The sequence below is a fragment of the Pauljensenia sp. OF14-1SRA genome, from assembly GCF_027694595.1.
GTDB lineage: Bacteria > Actinomycetota > Actinomycetes > Actinomycetales > Actinomycetaceae > Pauljensenia > Pauljensenia turicensis_B.
The window spans coordinates 170,417-191,837 of record NZ_JAQEVQ010000003.1; the positions used below are offsets into that span (position 1 = coordinate 170,417).

Annotated in this window: 19 protein-coding genes; 4 read left to right on the forward strand and 15 right to left on the reverse strand. The window is 57.4% G+C overall.

Annotated features, from left to right (window positions below):
- Positions 1–45: 45 nt before the first annotated feature.
- Positions 46–1,320, reverse strand: coding sequence for an AGE family epimerase/isomerase (locus tag PG731_RS03260; protein ID WP_006681446.1), 1,275 nt, complete (start codon positions 1,318–1,320; stop codon positions 46–48).
- An 83-nt stretch (positions 1,321–1,403) separates the two neighbouring features.
- The gene (locus PG731_RS03265; RefSeq protein WP_270772150.1) at positions 1,404–2,336 is read right to left on the reverse strand and encodes a MerR family transcriptional regulator; all 933 of its coding nucleotides are present in this window, start codon (positions 2,334–2,336) and stop codon (positions 1,404–1,406) included.
- A gap of 316 nt (positions 2,337–2,652) precedes the next feature.
- Between PG731_RS03265 and PG731_RS03270 the strand changes: the two genes are divergently transcribed.
- The 3 genes from PG731_RS03270 to PG731_RS03280 all read left to right on the forward strand — a co-directional run bounded on the left by PG731_RS03270 (position 2,653) and on the right by PG731_RS03280 (position 4,757).
- Positions 2,653–2,949, forward strand: a complete 297-nt coding sequence (locus PG731_RS03270; protein WP_006681448.1) for a WhiB family transcriptional regulator — start codon at positions 2,653–2,655, stop codon at positions 2,947–2,949.
- A 120-nt stretch (positions 2,950–3,069) separates the two neighbouring features.
- The gene (locus tag PG731_RS03275; RefSeq protein ID WP_101627611.1) at positions 3,070–3,915 is read left to right on the forward strand and encodes a DsbA family protein; all 846 of its coding nucleotides are present in this window, start codon (positions 3,070–3,072) and stop codon (positions 3,913–3,915) included.
- Positions 3,912–4,757, forward strand: a complete 846-nt coding sequence (locus PG731_RS03280; RefSeq protein WP_101627612.1) for a cytochrome c biogenesis CcdA family protein — start codon at positions 3,912–3,914, stop codon at positions 4,755–4,757. Before PG731_RS03275 ends, PG731_RS03280 begins: the two co-directional genes overlap by 4 nt.
- An 81-nt stretch (positions 4,758–4,838) precedes the next feature.
- Here PG731_RS03280 and groES read toward each other — a convergent pair whose 3' ends face one another.
- A complete protein-coding gene (gene groES / locus PG731_RS03285) occupies positions 4,839–5,135 on the reverse strand; it encodes a co-chaperone GroES (protein ID WP_006681451.1) in 297 nt (98 codons plus the stop codon).
- A gap of 397 nt (positions 5,136–5,532) precedes the next feature.
- Between groES and PG731_RS03290 the strand changes: the two genes are divergently transcribed.
- Positions 5,533–6,762 carry a class I SAM-dependent methyltransferase gene (locus tag PG731_RS03290; RefSeq protein ID WP_270772156.1) on the forward strand — a complete coding sequence of 410 codons (1,230 nt, stop codon included), beginning with the start codon at positions 5,533–5,535 and terminating at the stop codon, positions 6,760–6,762.
- A 164-nt stretch (positions 6,763–6,926) separates the two neighbouring features.
- Here the strand turns inward: PG731_RS03290 and tsaD are convergent, their stop codons facing one another.
- The 12 genes from tsaD to PG731_RS03350 all read right to left on the reverse strand — a co-directional run bounded on the left by tsaD (position 6,927) and on the right by PG731_RS03350 (position 21,415).
- The gene (gene tsaD / locus PG731_RS03295) at positions 6,927–7,982 is read right to left on the reverse strand and encodes a tRNA (adenosine(37)-N6)-threonylcarbamoyltransferase complex transferase subunit TsaD (protein WP_270772158.1); all 1,056 of its coding nucleotides are present in this window, start codon (positions 7,980–7,982) and stop codon (positions 6,927–6,929) included.
- Positions 7,983–8,080: 98 nt separating this feature from the next.
- Entirely contained in the window at positions 8,081–8,329 is a 249-nt protein-coding gene (locus PG731_RS03300) for a hypothetical protein (RefSeq protein ID WP_270772160.1), read from the reverse strand.
- Between the two features lie 261 nt (positions 8,330–8,590).
- Entirely contained in the window at positions 8,591–10,927 is a 2,337-nt protein-coding gene (locus PG731_RS03305) for a bifunctional metallophosphatase/5'-nucleotidase (protein WP_442952642.1), read from the reverse strand.
- Positions 10,928–11,439: 512 nt separating this feature from the next.
- Positions 11,440–12,183, reverse strand: coding sequence for a succinate dehydrogenase/fumarate reductase iron-sulfur subunit (locus PG731_RS03310; protein WP_101627616.1), 744 nt, complete (start codon positions 12,181–12,183; stop codon positions 11,440–11,442).
- Entirely contained in the window at positions 12,180–14,159 is a 1,980-nt protein-coding gene (locus PG731_RS03315; protein WP_270772161.1) for a fumarate reductase/succinate dehydrogenase flavoprotein subunit, read from the reverse strand. The genes PG731_RS03310 and PG731_RS03315 overlap by 4 nt, the downstream gene beginning before the upstream one ends.
- A gap of 15 nt (positions 14,160–14,174) precedes the next feature.
- On the reverse strand, positions 14,175–14,876 hold the full coding sequence (locus PG731_RS03320) for a succinate dehydrogenase cytochrome b subunit (RefSeq protein ID WP_270772162.1): 702 nt from the start codon (positions 14,874–14,876) through the stop codon (positions 14,175–14,177).
- Positions 14,877–15,198: 322 nt separating this feature from the next.
- Positions 15,199–15,669 carry a ribosomal protein S18-alanine N-acetyltransferase gene (gene rimI / locus PG731_RS03325; protein WP_270772163.1) on the reverse strand — a complete coding sequence of 157 codons (471 nt, stop codon included), beginning with the start codon at positions 15,667–15,669 and terminating at the stop codon, positions 15,199–15,201.
- Positions 15,666–16,361: a tRNA (adenosine(37)-N6)-threonylcarbamoyltransferase complex dimerization subunit type 1 TsaB gene (gene tsaB / locus PG731_RS03330; RefSeq protein WP_270772164.1), complete on the reverse strand. Its 696-nt coding sequence runs from the start codon at positions 16,359–16,361 to the stop codon at positions 15,666–15,668. Before tsaB ends, rimI begins: the two co-directional genes overlap by 4 nt.
- An 83-nt stretch (positions 16,362–16,444) precedes the next feature.
- Positions 16,445–17,005: a tRNA (adenosine(37)-N6)-threonylcarbamoyltransferase complex ATPase subunit type 1 TsaE gene (gene tsaE / locus PG731_RS03335; protein WP_270772165.1), complete on the reverse strand. Its 561-nt coding sequence runs from the start codon at positions 17,003–17,005 to the stop codon at positions 16,445–16,447.
- Positions 17,002–18,261 carry an alanine racemase gene (gene alr, locus PG731_RS03340; protein WP_270772176.1) on the reverse strand — a complete coding sequence of 420 codons (1,260 nt, stop codon included), beginning with the start codon at positions 18,259–18,261 and terminating at the stop codon, positions 17,002–17,004. The genes tsaE and alr overlap by 4 nt, the downstream gene beginning before the upstream one ends.
- 216 nt (positions 18,262–18,477) lie before the next feature.
- The gene (locus tag PG731_RS03345; RefSeq protein ID WP_270772166.1) at positions 18,478–20,196 is read right to left on the reverse strand and encodes a bifunctional ADP-dependent NAD(P)H-hydrate dehydratase/NAD(P)H-hydrate epimerase; all 1,719 of its coding nucleotides are present in this window, start codon (positions 20,194–20,196) and stop codon (positions 18,478–18,480) included.
- Between the two features lie 325 nt (positions 20,197–20,521).
- Positions 20,522–21,415, reverse strand: a complete 894-nt coding sequence (locus PG731_RS03350) for a GRP family sugar transporter (RefSeq protein WP_270772167.1) — start codon at positions 21,413–21,415, stop codon at positions 20,522–20,524.
- Between the last annotated feature and the right edge of the window lie 6 nt (positions 21,416–21,421).

Genomic DNA, 21,421 nt, shown 5'->3' on the forward strand with positions numbered 1-21,421 from the left:
AAGTCTAGGCTGTGGCTCAAGCCGGATAAAAACTTCGGACGAACCTCACAATTCCGAGTGGTCGTGTGCCCTCACCTGCGCTAATGCCGCCGCGAATCCCGGATACAAGCCAATACGAGGCAACAGCAACATCTGACCGACATGGTAGGCATCAGCCTTGCCTGCCCAGACAGTTTCACTCTCGTGTCCATCTGCGTCGACTTCATGGATCCAGCGTCCCGGGCCAGCATGAATGACCTGATCCGCCCACGCCACATAGCGAGCGAAACGCTCCGACTGGACCATGACGTCGTCATCATTACCTAGTTCTTCACTGACTTTACCCAGAGCGAGCGTTGCATTCACAGCTTCGCAAGCAACCCAGTGCATGCGAGTATCCACAACAGTCTTTCCATCAAAGTCCGTCGTGTAAACGATCCCACCCTTTTCACTGTCCCAACCATCTGCATCCGCTCGATCAACAAGGCAATGCGCAACGTCATACATCCATTCACCCGGAGTATCCCCGCACGCAATGAGTGAGGCTCGACCATGCAGGATCAAACGCGCCCACTCAAACCCGTGTCCCGGAGTTGCACCGTAAGGACGGAAAGGATCAGCGGGATTTTCAATGAACATCTCGGGACAAACAACCCAGTTTTTATCGAAGTGCTCAGGTAAGCGCCAACCAAAGCGAGCACCAAGATCGGCAACAAAACGCATCATTTCGCGCGCACGATCCAACCAACGTCGCTCACCCGTCGCATCGAAGGCAGCAAGATAAGCCTCGACCGTGTGCATATTCGCGTTCAGACCTCGATATTCTTCACACTCGCTCCAGTCGCGGTTCCACGAGTTCGCGACGCGCCCATACGACGGTTCCCACCAGTGCGCGTCCTGATCGGCAAGCGCTTCATCAAGCAACGCCCGGCCTCGTTCATGCCCAGCCAAATAGGACGCGGCAGTCGCGAGAATCACGAACGCGTGCGCATAGGCTTCCTTGCGGATCGGTTCAACCGGGCGAGCCTGCTCCCCCGTCGCATCCAGAGCGGAGAACCACCCGCCGTATTCATCGTCATGCAACGAGGTGGACAGCGCATCAAGCCCGTGCTCGACAAGACCAGACACTCCCTGGACACCACGCATCTCAGCAAGTGCAAACATGTACGTCATTCGACACGTAATCCACAGCTCAACGCCCTTGGACTCTGTAATAGCACCATCAGCATCCAGATAACCGAAGCCAGCAGGGCACGCTGAAGCTGAGGCGAACTCAACAAGCGCAGAGAAATCAGCATCAAAAGCGTCGATAAGAGCGGAATCATTCCAGGGGGTCTTCATTGTCACTCCCGGTCAAAAGATATGCGTAACACCGATAAAGGTATCACTGCCTCAAGTTTCGATGAGAGGTTCTATAGGACTTGTTAAGACAAAACCGAGGAAAGATCAGCACCGGGTGCAAGCACCGCAAGAGTTTCTTCTACGCCGGCAGCAATTGTGCGCACGCGCAGTACGCGCTCATCAACGACCTTCGGAGCATCCGCGCCAACCAGCATGACATCAAGGTCAAGATCAGTAGTAAGAGCATGAATAAATTTCTCGCAACTTGCCCCAGAACCCATGACAATAGCCAACACGACCGGGCGTTCTTTGGTATGAAGCGCAACGCGAGCACACGCTCCCTGGTCATCGACTGTCGCAGTCGAAACGACGCGCACATCAATGCCGTACCAGCCAAGAGCAACACCAAGAACGTGTGCTCCCAGCTCGTGGGCAGCGTCCGTAAGAACAACAACAGACCCAAGGGCTGTCTGAGGAGAAACGCACTCGCTAGCAAACTGAGCGAGCACATCAAGGAAAGCGTTTTGAAGAATCGTAGACGGCGCACATCCGGGCTTCTGCCCGCATGTGGAGGCACGCAAGGTGTCGAGCGCTGGGCTGACTAAGCGACTCCAGGTATGAACAAGCCCCCCGTCGCCCACCGCGGAACGAAGGACATTCTTCAGCTGATGCCCTTGGCAGGCTGATACACAATTCAGTAGTTCAGAAACCGTATGAGGAACGGGCAGGTCTTCCTGACGCGAACGCGCAGGGGCCGCCGCCAACACGGTAGCGGCAGCATCTGCAGGAGAAACCCCCTGATGCACAAGGTCAACCATCGCGGTCAAACGCGCAACATCGCTGGCACGATAGCGACGATGAGTTCCTGCTTGGCGCTCATCTGGGCCAAGACCATAGCGTCGTTCCCAGGTGCGAAGAGTCGAGGGGGAGATTCCAAGACGAACGGAAACAGCAGTCACTGTCAGCGGAGCATCGACGCCTGAATCAGCTGAAGACGCAAGATGTGCGCGAGGCATGTCGTTTCCTTTCCGCTCGTCAGCTACCAACGTTTTTATTCAACGTTGTTCACCTCTACAACGATTGTTCACCGAAGAGCGAACTTTCGCCACCGGAACGAAGACAATGTATCAAGTAAGTGAGACAAATCTTCTTCATGGCATTCCGCATGTTTTGTAGCGATATATTCAGGTTTTTCTCAGGTTTATTACCTTGTCTGAGAAATATCTAAGAATGTATGAACGGGTCTTGAACAACTTACGAACAACATCTAAACTGATGGAGGTTGCTCGCGAAGAAGTACTTCGACCGGCAGTCACCGAATGAGAGGTACAGATGTCTGACGTTTCACGTCTCCCCGGCCCGATGATCGACGCTTGGGATTGGCAGTACGACGGCGCATGCCGTGACCTCGATACCGAGCTCTTCTTCCACCCTGAAGGCGAACGCGGTTCAACGCGTCGCCGTCGCGCCGCAAACGCAAAGGCAATCTGCGCAACATGCCCCGTGATAGACCAGTGCCGCGAATACGCGCTGGCATCACAAGAGCCCTACGGCATCTGGGGCGGAATGACAGAAGAAGAACGACGCGAAGAAATACGTTCATCGCATCGTCAGCGTCGAGCGTCGTAATCTACCCCAGTCTTACAGAGGCGTCGCGCACATAGCGCGACGCCTCTTCACTTCTCATGCCACACTAAAGAATCATCGATAGTTTTCACTATTCCCCAACAACCAATCGGAAGCGAAGTCGTGACATCACCAGTTGTTTCATCCCAGCCACGCCGTAAATCCCGATCGCTCATCATTTCGATCGCACTCATCATCATTGCAGCATTCGTCCTTGCCGTCAGCATTTGGACAACTAGTGGAAACAAGCAAGCAGATTCGGCAGCATCAGCGCAATCGTCAGACTCGACGCACACTCAATCTGCCCAATCTGCATCAGCGACGCCAGGAGCCTCGTCCGCTGCCGCGGCGGCCGCCGACGTTGACCCGAACGTCGCAGCGCCCAGTGAGAAGAACGCAGAGCTCCTTGCAATCATTCGATCCGCACCCAAGCGCGACGCCAACGACAATCAGGCCAAAGGCGCTCTGGACGCTCCGGTTGTCCTCACACTCTTCTCTGACTTCTCCTGCCCCTACTGCACGCTGTTTGCTAAAAAAATCGAACCCCAGCTTGCCGATCTGATCGAAGACGGAACTCTTCGCATCGAATGGCGCGACCTGGCACAGATCACCCCCACGTCCCCCTTGGCAGCTCAAGCGGGACGTGCGGCAGCCGATCAGGGCAAGTTCTGGGAATTCCACGACTTGCTGTATCAGGCAACCAACGAACACGAACACCCGGAATACACCGAGGAATCTCTCGTCGCATTCGCTGAACAAGCTGGCGTTTCAGACATCGATACCTTCCGCGCCACGATGAATGCGGCCGAAACCGTTCAGGCTGTCGCCGACGCGAAGAAGGAAGCCTACTCCATCGGCATCACCGGCACACCTTTCATGTTCATTGGGGACACCTACATTTCGGGCTACCGCGATTACGAGTATGTGCGCACAACGATTGAACTTCAGGCGGAGGCTGCCCGTTCATGACTTTGACCCCATTGGCTGCCCTGCTCGGTGGCGTATTGACGGTCTTCGCCCCCTGTTCGGTGATGATCCTGCCAGCATTCTTCGCATACGCATTCCAGTCGCGTTCTGCACTGCTACTGCGCACCGGAATCTTCTGGCTGGGCTTGCTGACCTCTCTTCTGCCTTTGGGCGTACTTGTCGGCGCGGCGGGATCAGCTCTGCGCGATCACCTAGATCTGATCACACGCATCTGCGCCTTCATCATCATCATTCTTGGCATCGTTGAGATTATCGCTCTTGAAATCCCCACGCCTCATCGCAAGGCGTCGGCGGGAGTACGCAAAGAACGTGATCGCACTCATCCTCTGTCGATCTACCTTTTGGGGCTCACTTATGGCTTTGCCGGTACCGGTTGCGCTGGGCCAATCCTAGGGGCCGTTTTGGTGGCCGCAGGTATCGGAGCTTCGCCGGCAACAGGCGCTGCTCTGATGGCTCTGTACGCCACTGGCATGGTTGTTCCTCTGGCAGTGCTCGCATTGGCGTGGCAGTCTACGAATTTGTCCTCAAGCACCTGGTTGCGTCCCCGCCCCCTTCGACTATTCGGTCGCGATACAACGTGGACGAACGTCGTCTCAGGCATCGTTTTGGTTGCGCTGGGCGCGGTGCTTCTGATCGCTGGCATCGCGAATCCACTTGGGGGATTGATTTCAGCAACGACCTTGGCTTCGTGGGAACAGTCTCTGATGCGGTTCGGTTCGACGATTCCTACGTGGGCGATGATCACAGTCGTTGTCTTGGTGATTGCCGCCGCGTGGTTCGCGTGGCCTCGTCGGACAAAGGAGACGGAAACAAACGCCGCGTAGTTCTTTGCTGTTCTCGATACAGTGTGGGCCTGGCACCTGAGGTGCCAGGCCCACACTGTTTGTCAGTGGTGAACTCTAGGTTCAGCGCTCAACGATTGCGAGGACGTCGCGTGCGGAGAGGATCTGGTATTCCTTGCCTTCGTACTTGACCTCGGTACCACCGTAGCGCGAATAAATCACAACGTCGCCGACCTTCACGTCGACGGGAACGCGGTTTCCATTGTCATCAACGCGACCAGGGCCGACTGCGATAACTTCGCCTTCCTGTGGCTTTTCCTTGGCGGTATCCGGGATAACCAGGCCAGAGGCGGTGGTCTGAACTGCCTCGACCTGCTGGATAACAATACGGTCTTCGAGGGGCTTGATGGAGATCGACACTGTCGCTCCCTTTCTTCTTGAAAGTTTCCGTCATCCCTTCCCTGCCGTCGCGGGGGTCAGGGGCAGGATCGCTTCGCGGTTTTCACCGCTTCATGCATGAGCATATTCCGCCTCTGGCACTCGAGCAACCTGAGTGCCAAACAGTTCACTTTCAGCAGATTTCCCACCGCGCTTGTTCACCAAACCACCCACCTCCACCACCGCGCTTGTTCACCAATCCACCACCTCCACCACCGCGCTTGTTCAAGAAAAGCGACCAGTTCATGAGCGCGACCTCGTCCCCCACATCTAAAATCCACGCGCACTCACGCTGAACAAGCGCACTCAATCGTGGAAAGCGAATGCCCAACGATCTGCGTAAACGTTGAACAAGCGCGGTCCGTGGCAGAATCGGAGGGTGAATTCTTCCCTCGATCCTGTTCTGACGCGCGAGGGGTGGGACCTGCTTACCCGCCTGCAGGCCCTCCCGCACACAACAGAAGCAGACCAGGCACACTTGAACGCGCTCTTACGGAAAGAAGGGATCGAGCCGGCGCTCGTGTCAGCGCTCCTCACCCAATTGGATCTGCGCGTTCACGCTCACACGAAGTTCGGCGAATTTGCCAACCATATGATTTTCACGCGCGACGGGCTGGAGCAGGCAACGCGCCTCAATGTCGCCGCACACCACGCTGGGCGGTTTCGGGACAGCGGAGCAACCTACGTCGCAGACCTCGGATGTGGGATTGGTAGTGACTCGCTGGCGATTGCCGGCCTGGGATTAAAAACGCTCAGCGTCGACCTGAATCCCGATGCCGTCGCATGCGCAGCAACCAACCTGCGCGATTTCCCGGACAGCGACGTGTTGCTTGGGAATGTCCTGGATCTTGACATTCATGAGCTTGCCGACCGTGGCGTTGACGCCATCTTCGCTGATCCTGCACGACGCACCGGAGCAAAACGCGGATCCAGGCGTCTCATGAATCCTGAATCCTGGTCTCCCTCACTTTCAACGGTACTGGGCTGGCGCGAGGCAATTCCCCGCGTTGGCATCAAAGTCGCGCCCGGAATCACCTATTCGGCTCTGCCTGAAGACGCGTGCGTGCAGTGGACAAGCGTCGATGGATCCATAGTCGAGGCGGCAATTTGGACTGGCCCGCTCGCCCACGATGGCTCGGGTCGGGTTGCGTGCGTCATCAAGGGATCGCGGACGTTCACCTTGCGCGCAATTCACGAGGCCCCAGCAAACGCTCCACTTATCCCAACCCCCGTCGGGAAGCTGGCGGATTACTTGGGTGAACCCGACGATGCAGTGATTCGAGCCGGGCTCATTTCAACGCTCGCCGACCAGTTGGATGCACACCTGATCTCTGAGTCGATCGCGTATGTGAGTGCGACTGAAGCAACGCCGAGCGAATTCATCCGCTGGTTCAAGGTCGAAGATGTCGTCACGTTGAAACCGAAAACAATTTCCGCCGCTCTTCGAGGCCTTGGCATCGGACGCATTGAAGTCAAGAAGCGAGGCACCGACATTGACCCTGCGACACTGAGGCGTTCACTCAAGCTCTCAGGCGATAAGGACGGCGTCGTCATTGCCACGCGCATCGAGGGACGTCACCGCGCGATCATTGCAACGCGTATCAGCTGATCCGCGCACACATGCGCAGTGATGTGACGGTAAGCGGCCTCGTCAATTAACTTCTTCGCCCCACCGACGCGCCAACCTGAACGGTGAAGGAGCACAGCCACGCCCCACACAAACGGTGAACAAGCGCGGTGGTGATTAGGCGCAACCGATAGCAAAGAGGAAGATCAGGCGCTAGGCAACATTGACGTCTGCGTCAGAGGCATGCCCGAATCTGGCGAGAAATTCCAATCCGACGGAGCAACACCTGCGCGAACAAGCTCCGACCCCATCGCAGCGATCTGCGCACCGTTATCCGTGCAGAAACGCAACGGGGGCAGGCGAACCTCAAGCCCAGAAGCCTCAGCACGCTCAGCAAGAAGCGCACGCAGACGAGAGTTCGCAGAAAAACCGCCACCCACAACGATCGTCTGGCACCCCGTGTCCAACGCCGCGCGCACTGCTTTAGCGGTCAGAGAGTCATTCACTGCCTCAGAGAAGCCTGCGCACACGTCTTCAGGGTTCACAGCTTCACCGCGAGCCTCGGTACCCTCTACGTAGCGAGCAACAGCGGTCTTCAGACCGGAAAAGCTGAAATCGTACTTGTGACGCTCTTTATCCTTGCCACCGGACAAACCGCGCGGGAACTTAATGGCATTCACGTCGCCAGTCTGAGAAAGTCGATCAACGTGCGGCCCACCCGGGTAAGGCAGACCAAGCAGGCGCCCCACCTTATCGAAGGCTTCGCCGGCAGCGTCGTCAAGCGTGCCACCCAGTTCTTGAACGTCGGTCGCAATGTCGTTAACCAGCAGAATATTCGAGTGGCCACCGGAAACAACCAGACCGATAAAGCGCTCAGGGAGCGGGCCGTCAGCAAGCTTATCGACAGCAAGATGGCCGATCACGTGGTTCACACCGTACAGAGGCTTACCAAGGGACGAGGCAAGCGCCTTCGCAGCACAAATACCGACCGTCAAAGAACCAACGAGGCCCGGGCCAGCAGCAACAGCAATCGCATCCACGTCATCAAGGGTCACGCCAGCTTCATCAAGCGCCGCATTCAGGGTCGGGATAAACGATTCAAGGTGAGCGCGCGACGCAATTTCCGGGATGATACCACCGTAGCGGGCATACTGATCCATCGATGTGGCCGTGCGGTCGACGAGCAGTTCGCACCCGCGCACAAGACCAATGCCAGTTTCATCGCAGGTGGATTCGATTCCGAGGATGAGTGATTCCTTCACCCTTCCAGTTTATGCCGGCAAGGAACGAGGCCGTGAATCCAAATGTGTGACATCCGTGCCGTGGCACGGACCGGCATCACTTTGAGTTTTCTGCGGCGTCAATCATCCTTCGATGGAGTCCGCTTGTTGGCAACGATCATCGCAACACCTGCAACGGTGAAGGCAAGAAGCGACCAGGGGAATGCTTTATCCGAGATGACCTTGATTGTATCCGAGCCGAACATCAAGCCAAGGAGAAGCAGGATTGACAGGATCGCGAAGACAATCATTGCTCCGATAGCTACTGATGATGAAACCCAGTAGCGACGAGTGTGAGTGTTCGGGCCTGTTTCGTCGAATTTCTCCATTGAAATCACCTTCCACATCGACGCCGAACAGTGGCGCTGACCAGCAATTTTACGTGCTCTTATTCTAGCCTCTTCTGCATTGAGTAGTCGGCGAGATAAGGTCATCCATCCGCAGTTCGACGCTTGATCCCAAGTCGAATTCGGTGAACATGCGCGCCCGACGGTTCAACATCAACACAGGCACGCTCCCCAGAAGAAAGAAACTACCAATCCAACTTCTGGGGAGCGTGTGCTTCAGGGTTTGAGGCTGTTTCAGTAGAGTTAGTGACGCTTGCGGGCTAGCACGAGCATTGTTCCGGCCCCCAGCAGAACGGTACCGAGAAGTGCAGGCAGATCATTTGCACCAGTCTTGGCAAGCTGCTTGTGTGGCTTCGATGCAGGGGCAGGAGCGTCCCCACATTTCACCGGAATCGTCAAACCGGCAGACGCTTCAACGACCGGACCGAAATCAGTCTCGACAACAACCGGAGTTGCCACGATTTCTCCGGATTCCTTACCCTCACAGGCACCATTTGCAACAACAGAAACAGTCGCACGTCCCGCACCATCGGTAGTGATCACGGAACTTTCATCTGAAGAGTGTGCTTCGACGAGCGAATTATCAACATTTTCTTCGGAAGCCTCCCCTCCAATCGCGACTCGCACCTTCTTTGTGATCGAAGGACCTTCAGAGAAGGATAGCCCGCGCAGAGCAATGTCAACTGTGGCACCATTCTCAACGGGCCCCTCAGGGAGGGTGATGCCGATAGAGGACTTCAGTGCACGCGGAGCCGCATTCTTATTCGAATGCTCACCGAGGTACTCATTGAACTTATCCCGATCCAAATAGCCACTATTCATAAAGGCGCCCTTCTTAAACGCATCAAAGGAATCGCCGCCCGTCAGGATGTAAGAATTCGATCCGATCGTGTATTCCGTTGTGTCATTAAGAGGCTCGCCATTGATGGTCACTGAGGTGATACGGTGTCCCACCTCAGCTAGAGGATCATAGGTGTAGTGAACGTTAGAAGAAAGGTTGAGCTTGAGAAGCGGTCGAGAATTCTGCTCTGAGAGAGCCTTCCACTGCTGCTCGAGCGCAAGTTTGAAATCTGCACCTGTCAGTGTCACATAGCCGAGTTCGTTCGACCACGGCAAGACATCATATGTTTGCTTGTAGGTAATTTCCCCTGCTTCGTTCGGAACTAGATCCGCACGCAAGTCACCGGCAACGACGACACCGATATCTACGCCCTTACCCGAAGTGGTCGTGATCTTATCCTTGAACATGTCAGCGACGAAATCGCCGAGGCTCGATTCGATACCACGGTTTGAGCCAGCAACCGGATCCTTGTCGGGAGCAGCGAAAACTCCTCGATTGAAACGCTGTTGATAGCCGGTACCTACAACGCGATTGCCCGCTTGTTCGGACTTGCTAACAGCGTCGTCAACGATTGCCTGTGTCACTGCGTCATCTCCACAATCAGCGACTGTTGCAGCGGAGATGATCTGAGCGTCTGCCTTGACTACCTTATTATTCGCAGTGTCGTAGCTGATACGAATCAGACCGAGGTTGTCTGTGTAGGAGCCCGAAGCAACGCCAGCAAGCAGCGAGTTCTGAGAGTCAAGTTTCTCTGCAGAGTCAACCTTGTCGAACTCGTAGGGGACGTGCGTGTCACCACCCATGATGCCATCAACGTCAGCAGACACCTTCGGATAGTTGTTTTTCACATCATCATCAAGCATGGCGATGACAACCTGTGCGTCCCCATCAGACTTGAGCGAAGCAGCAAGGTTATTGATCTTCTCGATCGGATTCGTGAACGTGAGCCCATCGGTTACCCCTGGGCTCAGCTTGGAAGGAACATCCTCAGCAATGGCACCGATGAACGCGACCTTGACGCCCGCCGGAGAATCCCAGACCTTGTAGTCACCGAGATAGGGTTTCGTTCCTGAATCCCAAGTCCCCATTCCCTGAACGTTGGCCCCAAGATAAGGGAATCCCACCTGAACGTATTCAGCGGGGTTCGAACCATCGACACGCTGTTTGAACACTGCTTGCCCCATGTCGAATTCGTGGTTGCCAATGGTAGAAGCGAGAGGATCAAGCGTATTGAGGGCCGCAATCGTCGGATTGTCCTTCAATGAACCAGAGGTGTAGGGAGAGGCTCCGATATTGTCACCAAGCAGAGTAAAAGAGGAGTTCGGGTTATCGGTGCGTGCTTTCTTCAGGTAGCAACTCATCGCCGAAAGCCCGGCCTCTGTGACTTTTCCTGATTTGTCCTTCACTTGCTCGATATGCCCATGAACGTCAGTGAGGGTGTAGAGGTTGAGCATGACAATGTCTCCCCCTGCGCGTGCTGGCTGAGGAGCTGATTCTGTTTCAGAAGAGGTGACTAAAGCACCAGAGTCAGACTTCTCTTCTGCTGGGGTATCCGGCTTCCCAGATTCGGGCGCAACAGGGAGCACATTATCTTCAGAAAGAACAGGGCTTATGCTTTCTTCAGTCTTCGCCGGACTTTCAGGCACCTCAGCATTGGGGGTAGCCTGCGCAGCAAGTGGAACTAAGACAAGCACCACGCTGGCACATCCGCTGATCAACGCTTTCGTACGAGTTCTCATATGCTTTCCTTCTTCGTGTGGCTCGCATCTTCACGAGCCTCTCTGTGTTGTATGAGCAAATGCCCAGGGATTGAAGTATGCGCTACTGCAAGCAAAGGTGAAAGGTATATTCTCGCGAGTTAGAAATAGGTGGCTGATCGAACTGTTGAAACATCCGGAATACACAGACCTGCAGTTAAAGAAATAGGCAAATAGAAAGGGATAATGTGGCTGCTTCCGATTCATAGCGGCTCATGCTCACAGACAACCTCTTGAACTGTGGGCAAGGCAAAATGCACGCTGAAATCCTCTCGATTATCATGTCGCTCCCTTACGAAAGCAACTGATTTGATACGTAAGTGTTACCTTACTCACCACCTGTGAGGGTAGCAATAACTCGCTTGCTAGTGAATAACAATCGATGCCCGCACACATCCACTCCTCAACCTCCCTCTTGGTAATGTATGCAAACATAAATGAAAGCGGGGTCCCGGTGGTTTTCCACCGGGACCCCGCGAAGGCCACAAGCCGGATCAGATGCCCTTCAGGGCAGCCTTTCCGAGCTGACGGTTCAGCGTGGAGATGACATCAAGCGGGATCTGCTTCGGGCAAACCGCAGCACACTCACCGATGTTGGTGCAGGAGCCGAAGCCCTCTTCATCCATTTGGTTGAGCATGTTGACAACGCGCTTGTAGTTCTCCGGCTTGCCCTGGGGCAGAAGCTGGAGGTGTGTCACCTTAGCCGAGGTGAACAGCATCGCCGAAGCGTTCGGGCAGGCTGCCACGCAAGCACCACAGCCGATGCATGCAGCCGCTTCGAATGCGCGGTCTGCGTCCTGCTTCGGGACCGGGGTTGCGTGAGCATCCGGGGCTGCACCAGTGTTGACTGAAATGTAGCCACCAGCCTGAATGATGCGGTCCAGTGCGGAACGGTTGACAACCAGATCCTTGATGACCGGGAATGCTTCTGCACGCCACGGCTCAATGGTGATGGTGTCACCGTCATGGAAAGTACGCATGTGAAGCTGGCAGGTCGTGGTGACCTCTGGGCCGTGGGCAATGCCGTTGATGACAATGCCACACTGACCGCAGATGCCTTCACGGCAGTCAGAATCGAATGCGATGGGTTCTTCACCACGTGCGAAGAGTTCCTCATTGAGGACGTCGAGCATTTCAAGGAAGGACGACTCCTCGGAGATTCCCTTCACCTGGTACTCGTGCATCGCGCCACGGTCCTCGGGACCATCTTGGCGCCAGATCTTCAGTGTCAGGTTCACTTGTAGCTCCGCTGCTTCAGCTCGATGTTGTTGTAAATGAGGTCTTCCTTGTGGAGGATCGGTGGCTGATCTTCGCCACCCCACTCCCACGCGGCGACGTACAGGAACTTGTCGTCATCACGAAGCGCTTCACCTTCAGGGGTCTGTGACTCAGCGCGGAAGTGGCCGCCACAGGATTCCTCGCGGTGAAGAGCGTCGATGCACATGAGTTCACCAAGCTCCATGAAGTCGGCAACGCGACCAGCCTTTTCGAGGGACTGGTTGAGTTCACCAATGGACTTGCCGGGAACGCGAACGTTCTGCCAGTACTCTTTGCGAAGTTCGCGGATCATACCGATTGCCTTCTTCAGGCCTTCCTCGGTGCGCTCCATACCGCAGTATTCCCACATGATGTGGCCGAGTTCCTTGTGGAAGGAATCAACCGAGCGGGAACCGTTGATCGACATCAGGGTATCGATGCGCTTCTGAGCCGTCGAGAGAGCTTCGACAACGTCAGCGGACGATTCGTCCAGCTTCGGCAGGTTGAAGCACTTGGAGAGGTAATCGTTGATTGTGTTCGGCAGGACGAAGTAGCCATCCGACAGACCCTGCATGAGCGCGGATGCACCCAGGCGGTTGGCGCCGTGGTCGGAGAAGTTTGCTTCGCCAGCAACGTACAGACCGGGAAGGTTGGACTCGAGATCGTAGTCAACCCACAGCCCGCCCATGGTGTAGTGGACTGCCGGGTAGATGCGCATCGGCACCTCGTACGGGTTGTCGCCCGTAATGCGCTCGTACATATCGAACAGGTTGCCGTACTTCGCGGAGACAGCGGCCTCGCCCATGCGCTCGATCGCATCGGCGAAGTCGAGGTAGACGCCACGGGCGACGCCGGCGATCTTCGGGCCAACGCCACGACCTTCGTCACACATGTTCTTTGCCTGACGCGATGCGATATCGCGGGGAACCAGGTTACCGAAGGACGGGTAGATGCGCTCCAGGTAGTAGTCGCGATCCTCTTCGGGGATCTGACGCGGATCCTTTTCGCAGTCTTCAGCCTTCTTGGGAACCCAAATACGACCGTCGTTACGGAGGGACTCCGACATGAGGGTCAGCTTCGACTGCTGATCGCCGTGCTGCGGGATGCAGGTCGGGTGGATCTGCGTGAAGCAGGGGTTACCGAAGTAGGCACCCTTGCGGTATGCGCGCCAGATTGCGGTGGCGTTACAACCCATCGCGTTGGTCGACAGGAAGAAGACGTTGCCGTAACCACCGGTTGCCAGGACAACCGCGTCAGCGACGTAGGTTTCCAGCTTGCCGGTTGCCATGTCACGGGCGACGATGCCACGGGCGCGACCATCGGAAACGATGATCTCAACCATTTCGTGGCGCGAGTATTCCTTGACCGTGCCGGCTGCAACCTGACGTTCCAGCGCCTGGTAGGCGCCGATCAGGAGCTGCTGACCTGTCTGGCCACGCGCGTAGAACGTACGGGAGACCTGGACACCACCGAAGGAGCGGTTGTCGAGCAGACCACCGTATTCGCGTGCGAACGGAACGCCCTGTGCGACGCACTGGTCGATGATGTTCGCGCTGACCTCTGCCAGACGGTAGACGTTGGTTTCGCGGGCGCGGTAGTCACCACCCTTAACCGTGTCGTAGAAGAGGCGGTAGACGGAGTCATTGTCGTTGCGATAGTTCTTCGCAGCGTTGATACCACCCTGCGCAGCAATGGAGTGCGCGCGACGAGCGGAGTCCTGGTAGAAGAACACGTCAACGTTGTAGCCCATTTCGCCAAGCGAAGCGGCAGCAGCACCACCCGCAAGGCCGGTGCCAACGATGATGACACGGAGCTTACGACGGTTAGCCGGGTTCACCAGAGCGGCAGAGAACTTACGCTGTTCCCAGCATTCGGCGATCGGCACATCGAGAGGAGCCTTGGTGTCAGCGATCTTATCGCCTTCACGGTAGAGGCCCTTAATCAGGGTTTCAGTCATGAGTAATCAGCTTCCTCAAGAGATGATTCCGGCGGCGATTGCGATCGGAGGTGCCATGAACATCACGAAGATGATGGCGCCAACGAGGCCGGAGAGGACGATCATCGGCTTACGAGTCGCGGGGCGAACCCAACCGAGCGTCTGGAACATGGACCAGAAGCCGTGCGAAACGTGAATGCATGCAAGACCAACGAAGATTGCGTACACGATGACGAGCAGCGGCGAATTGAACGATGCAACCATGCGCTCGTAAGGCGTCGAATCAACGGTGAAGCCCGTGCGGACGGTACCGGTCGTGAAGTGCAGGATGTGGAAGATGAAGAGGAACAGGATCAGAACGCCGGACATGCGCATGGTGCGCGCAGCGTACGAATCGGTAACGGACTTCTTCACGACGTAGCGGGTCGAACGTGCGCGACGCGAACGCTTCCACGTGTATGCAGCTGCGTACAGATGGATGACAAGCATCAGGAGCATCGCGGCGCGGAAGACCCAGATAAATCCGCCGTGCGGGAAGATCGGCACGAAAGCCTCTTCCTTCAGCCAATGTGCGTAATGGTCATACGCTTCCTGACCGAGGAACATCTTGAGGTTGCCGTAGGAGTGGAACAGCAGGAAGAAGACGAAAATGAAGCCCGAGATGGCCATCAGCTGCTTAATAAAAACACTGGTGGTCCACGCGCGGCGCTTCTTCGTTGCGACATTTGTAGTGGCCATGTCCCAAGAATATCCACACGTCTTCGCGCATTTTAGGACCGTTGTCCGCCCTTGGTCCTAGACGAGCGTTTTGCCAGCGCAGTTTTCCGCGCAATTTAGCAAAATTCTAAGGGGCATCCTTGGCGTTTTGGGGGCTGGCTACGCGTGTGACAGAGGCATTTCAGGCGGGTGCTGACTGCCTTTTACCTAACCGTCCTGTTTCAAATTTCAGGCATATGACAGTTTTGCAAAACCCGTCGTAAAACGCAGGTGCGCGCCTACTTGGGTGCTCTCTTCCGCCACCGTCACGCTCGACGTTGAAGGGACGAGGCCGCCCACGCTTTCAATTCGTCAGCTCCAATCGCATGGCGATGCCGTCTTCGAGTGGATTCTTAAAATACCCCCTCAAGCGGTCCAGGACGATAAAACCTGAGCGTTCGTAGAGGCGTCGCGCAGCTTCATTCGACTCGCGAACTTCAAGGAACACGTAGTCCGCTCCAGCTTCACGTGCGCGAGATACCAGCAGGTCGAGGATCTGCTTACCCAGGCCCTGGCCTCGTAAATGGGGGAAAACGCCGATTGTCATAATGTCGGCGCCGTCGCCCACCACTTTCACTCCCCCGTAGCCGACAACCTGCAGGTCAGGGCCATCTGGGACCGCCGCCAGGTAGTAGGTGGAAAATGGGGAGGCCAGCTCGTCGGCGATCATTCCCCACGTCCACGGATCCAGCGGGAAAAGAGCTTCTTCAAGCGCAACCAGGATCTCTTCATCCCCCGGCTTTGCCTGATGGAACTCAAGCGGAGCGCCGGTCACATGCGTTCCATCGGCTGGCCGTGAATCTCAGGACGGCGCAGGTAAAGTGGCTCGGTGCCGAGGCGATCTTCTTCGCCCTTGGCCAAACGAGCAGAAACGATACGCGACAGAACTGCCGGATCTCCATCAACGATCGGCCCCTTACCCGCGGGGGCAAGGCAGTCGACGGAGTGAGCGGGAAGTTCACCCGCGCTGATGATCAGACCGTCCGCATCACGCATCGAGTTGAGCAGGCTCTGAGCCGTGCCGACCTCAAGGCGGCCGATCAAACGCACATCATCGGCACCTTCTGCGACGTAGTGTCCCCAGTACAGTTCCTTACGGCGCGCATCAGAAACGGCGTACACGTGGGTGTCCGGGGGAAGCAAGTCGAGTGCCTGGCGGGCAATGACATCCAAGCTTGAGGCTCCGTAGACGGGCGCGCCTGTCACGAGCGCAAACACTCGCGCGGAGACGAGGCCCGCGCGCAGACCGGTAAACGGTGCCGGCCCGGTACCAACCAGTACGCGTTCAATACCAGCGTCCTTCGCCTCGACCGGCAGACCGGCTTGATCGAGAGCCTCGCGGACAAGCTCGGTGATCGATTCCGCGTGGTGACGGGTCGATTCGTTGCGAGCGTGTCCCACCACGGTTCCGTCTTTCAAGAGAGAAATGATCGTGGCGGCGGAGGTATCAAGGCTCAGTTCAATCACAAGGGCAATCCTACTCGTCGGATCAGCGGGTCACGATGCGAGGTTCGGGAGCGGGCGGGTCCAAGAAACACGGGGCTTGCCAATCAGTCTTCGTCCAAGGTGGCAATCAGTTCGCTGGCGCGTGCCATGACTGCTTCGAGAACGCCATCCCAACGGGTGCCGTGCGGGTGGAGGGTAATGGTGCGCTTGCCGTCATCCATCGTTTCGAGGTCGATCGCGTCTCCGTCGTGGGCAGCTTCACCACCGGTCTTGCGCGTGACATCAATTTCGAGGCGCTCATCAGATAGGGATTCCGTCTTGCCTTCGCCCCATTCGACGACGGTCACGGACTCTGCCAGAGAAGAATCGAGGTCCAGGGTTTCGAGGTCTTCGAGGTCGCGGATACGGTAGGCGTCGGCGTGGATCAAGTCAGGACCGTCGCCGAGGTTCGGGTGAACGCGGGCCACGATGAATGTCGGGGATGCCACACGGCCTCGTACCCCGATGCCTTCGCCCAGGCCTTGAGTGAACGTCGTCTTGCCGGCGCCCAGACCGCCACGCAACATGATGAGATCGCCGGCGCGCAGGTTTTCACCCAAGGCGCGCCCGAGGCACCGCGTTTCATCAGCGGAAGCGGTCTCCAGCGATTGGGGTTCAGCGGTCATGAACGGTTCTCCTCACGTCGGGTCGTGCCAATATAGAGGCGCGGGATGCGCTCACCCAAGCGGGCAACGATTTCGTAGTTGATGGTGCCGGCTTGCCTTGCCCATTCATCAGCCAGTGGCGCGCCGGTGGCCGGGTCACCGAAAAGAATGACGCCGTCGCCAACCTGTGCGGGCGCGTTCTCGGTGCGGCCGGTGGGCAGACTCGCTTCACCCGATGCCGGGCCAAGGTCGATGATGAACTGGTCCATACACACTCGGCCCACAATATGCGTGCGAATCGGCTCCCTATCCGTGTTGACAAGGACGGGGGCGCCGTTCGATCCGGCGCGCAGAATACCGTCGGCATATCCGAGGGGCACCAGACCAACCCAGCGCCTCGAGGGTGAACGCCACGTGCCACCATATGAAGCGGGGGTGTCCTCTTCGATCACTTTGACACTGGTCAGTGGCGCTTGCAGGGTCATCGCGGGACGCAAGCCCAAGTCAGATGCGGACGCCACGGCGGAGTCGGGGCTCAGTCCGTACATACCGATGCCGGCGCGCACCATGTCGTAGTGCGCTTCGGGATGCCAGAGGATGCCTGATGTGGCACTCAGGTGGCGAAGTTCCGGCCTAATTCCAGCCTGCGCCAGAATCGTGCAACCGGCCTCGAAAAATCGAACATGCGAGGCGGTCGACGCATTACCCTCGTCGCTGGGGTCGTCCGCGCGCGACAGGTGACTCCACGCGCCGATCACCTCGACAAGACCCTCGTCGCGGGCCATTCGCACTGCCGAAGCGAGTGCTGGCAAATCCGCGAGCGTCGAACCCGCGCGCGACATGCCCGTATCGATTTTCACGTGAATGCGCGCCTTCTTACCAGTTTCGCGTGCAGCCGCGCAGATCTGGGCCAGCACCCAGGTCCACGACACCGACAGATCCAAGTCTGCTTCGAGTGCCTGTGCCCAGTCAGCTCCCGAGGGGGCAATCCAGGTCAGAATCGGCGCTTTCTCACGTACTACTCCAGCTTCGTCGAGCGCGTATCGCAGAGCGAGTGCTTCACCGAGTTGCGCGACACCGAGCCACGAGGCTCCTGCTTCAAGCGCAGTCATCGCAACGGGAAGAATTCCATGCCCGTAGGCGTCTGCCTTGACAACTGCCATCTGAATGGCCGTCGGCGCAGATTGTTTCAGCACCGCCAGATTGTCGGCAATGGCGCTGAGGTCAACGACAGCGCGCGCCGGGTACTGGGCGAAAGCGGAAGATTCTTCGTTCATCACGCTTCTAGTATCGCACCGGTGTACAAGCGCGCATTACGGAGGGGCATCATCGTCGCTCCCATCTTCAGATTCGCGCGTCTCCCACCGCGCTTGTTCACCAAACCGACCGCGCTTGTTCACCGTTTACTCGTCAAACAACACCGCGCTTGTTGAAGAAAACAGCTGGTCAGAAACAATTTGTTGAAACGGAGCGCTGAACAAGCGCAGTAAAAATCAGACGAGCAGCTCCCCGATCACGCTCGACACGCATCTTGCAATCTGGATTGCGGTCACCGGGCCACCGCTCACACTCACCTTCGACGCAGCGCGTTCGCCGGCACGCGCGTGAACAAGCGCGCCCGCAGCCAGAGCTTCAACAAGCGAAGTAGTTGATGAGCCTCGTTCATTCTTCGCACCCCACTGAGCCGCAAAGCCTGCGAGCACGCCCGCCAGCACATCACCACTTCCTGCGACTCCAGCCCAGCCACTCCCTCGCGGAACAGCAACGATTTCACCGTGCGGTGTTGAAAGAATGCACGAGGCTCCTTTCAGCAACACGTTTGCTCCACTGAGCTTCGCAAGAAGACGTGCTGCCTCTACCGGGCACTGCTCAACCCACCAGCGGGGGCGCTTCTGACCCCATTGGCTGAACATAGCCTCGGCTTCGCCTGCGTGAGGGGTAAGGAGCACCCGCTCCAAACCTCCCATCGTCGCCACTTCTCGGACAAAGGACAGCGCACCAGCATCGACAATCAGGGGAAGATGCGAGGCAACGCAGAACTGCGCCAGCTCAAGCGCGTTCACACGCGTGTCATCATCCATTCCCGGACCAACCAGACCCGCCTGGATTCGACCACCGACACCAACGATCCCCGGCTCGCGCGTCAGCACCAGGTCAAGGACTCGTTCGGGCGCATCCAGACGCACCATGCCCACACCGGAATAGCTGGCACCCAGACAAGTCAGGATCCCTGCTCCGGGGTAAGTTTCCGAGCCGGCTACCAAGCCTGCGACTCCGCGCGTGTACTTGTGGTCTGCCCAATCGGGGCGAATGACCGTGCGGGCAATATCCTGGTCGCTCACGACTCGAACGTCTGATTCTTGAGCGTTAAAACCCAGCGGAACACACTGCAGAGTCCCCGCGTAATAGGCGGAGGGAGGGAGGACGAGTGGTGTCTTCACCAATCCCATAGTGACGGTCGTTGTCGCAGACACTACGGGCCCAGTCACTTCCCCATCATCTGAGAACTGCCCGGAAGGTACGTCGACTGCGACGACCTTCACTCCCCGCGCTTGTTGAAGCTGGGCAAGCTCATCGATGAACGAGCGTGTCGGTTCCCGAAGCTCGCCTGACGCGCCAATGCCAAGAATTCCATCGATCCAGATAGGAGCTTCCAAAGCCGTGGCAATGCTTGAAATGTCAGTGAGCGCCCACACCTTCGACCGCGCTTGTTCACCGTCAGCGCCACCGATTGGATCCTGCTGATCGGCAAGCTTTTCCTGAACAAGCGCGTAAGCATCAAGAACCTGCACACCTGCCTCAAGCGCAACTGATCGGCCTCGTGAATGAGACTTCGGAGCAAGAAGCAGAGCCGAGCAGGAAAACCCCTGTTCAGCTAGGTAGGCGAGCGTATACAGAGCATCGCCTCCGTTGTCCCCGCCTCCAATAAGCGCGCACACACGAGGAAGCGTCAGACAATCGTCGCTTTCAACGCGTTCGGGTGAAAAGGCGGGTGAACGGTGAACAAGCGCAGTCGCATACACTCCTGAAGCGTGAACAAGCGCGCTTCTCGCGGTGGCGTCATCGTGAACAAGCGCGGTCACGGCTTCAGCTACTGCGTGCGCCGCTCGCTTCATTAACCAATCCGGATCGCTATCTCTTGCATCTGTGTGGCGTGCTAAAAAGTCAGCCTCAATGGCACGCGCAGTCGCGCGATCGTTCACGAAGATCATGCAGTGATAGTGTCACCCCTTTGGGTACGCATCAACCTATTGCGCGGATTGTCGTGGTTTCTTCACTCTCAGGGGTCGGCGCCGCGCGGTGAACAAGCGCGCACACGTGAGGAAGCGTCAGACAATCGTCGCTTTCAACGCGTCCGGGCGAAAAGGCGGATGAACGGTGAACAAGCGTAGTCGCATACACCCTCAAACGGTGAACAAGCGCAGTCGCATACACCCCTGAACCGTGAACAAGCGCAGTCGCATACACCCCTGAACCGTGAACAAGCGCGGTAGTAGAAGACCGGGGGATGTGCGCCAAGCGCGGACGAACAACACCTCAGGCGACGTCGAGCCCCTTAGCGACACCCGCAAGCACAGCGCCCGCGATAACCAGGGCGACGCCGATGACCGTCCAACGCAGTTCCCTGCCCGTGCGGTGTTCACCCAGCCAGAGGATACCGAGAGGAGTCGAAATCAGAATGCCCAGCTGGGACAGCGTAAAACCGGTCGCGACACCTACGCGTCCAGCGCCGACCTGGAGCAGGACGACGGCGGCACCCCACATCAGGCCAAGTGCCGTCATTTGCGCCATCGGGACACTCACTAGCTTCGGAGCCTCGTCCCCCTTCCGGCGCGCGTCGACGGCGTACGCGATCAGGGCAATAAGGAAGTAGCCCGTCGCCTGTGGCAACAGGATCGACGGCCCGTCAAGGCCGAATGCACGACCGATCAGCACGTAGCTTGAAAAAGCGAAGGTCGATGTGACCAGCAGGCGCGTCCCTCGCGCCCAGTCCAGGTTCTTCGTATCGGAGCCTTCCTCGGTGCGCGACACGAACCAAATACCCAGAATGAGGACGATAATCGCAACCACGCCTACCGGGAGCGCCCCACCGTGACGCCATTCGCCGAACAGAAGAACACCACCCAGCGAGATTGCCGCTAACTGCCCGCCCGTCGACACCGGCATCGTGCGCGAAACACCCAGCACGTTGAAAGCCGCGACCTGGTCCACCAAACCCCAGCCGACGATCAAGCCGGTGACGAAAGCGACGATTACATCGCGCACATTCCACTCGACCCCCAGGAAGGGCGTGACCGCGAGCGCGAGAACAAAACCACCCGTCGTCAAACCGAGAACACGCTGCTGGTCAGTTGTTTGAACCGCTCCGGTGAGGGTGGTTTGAAGGCCAAACAAAATCGATGGGACGAGCGCCCAGAGAATGTCGATCACGATAAT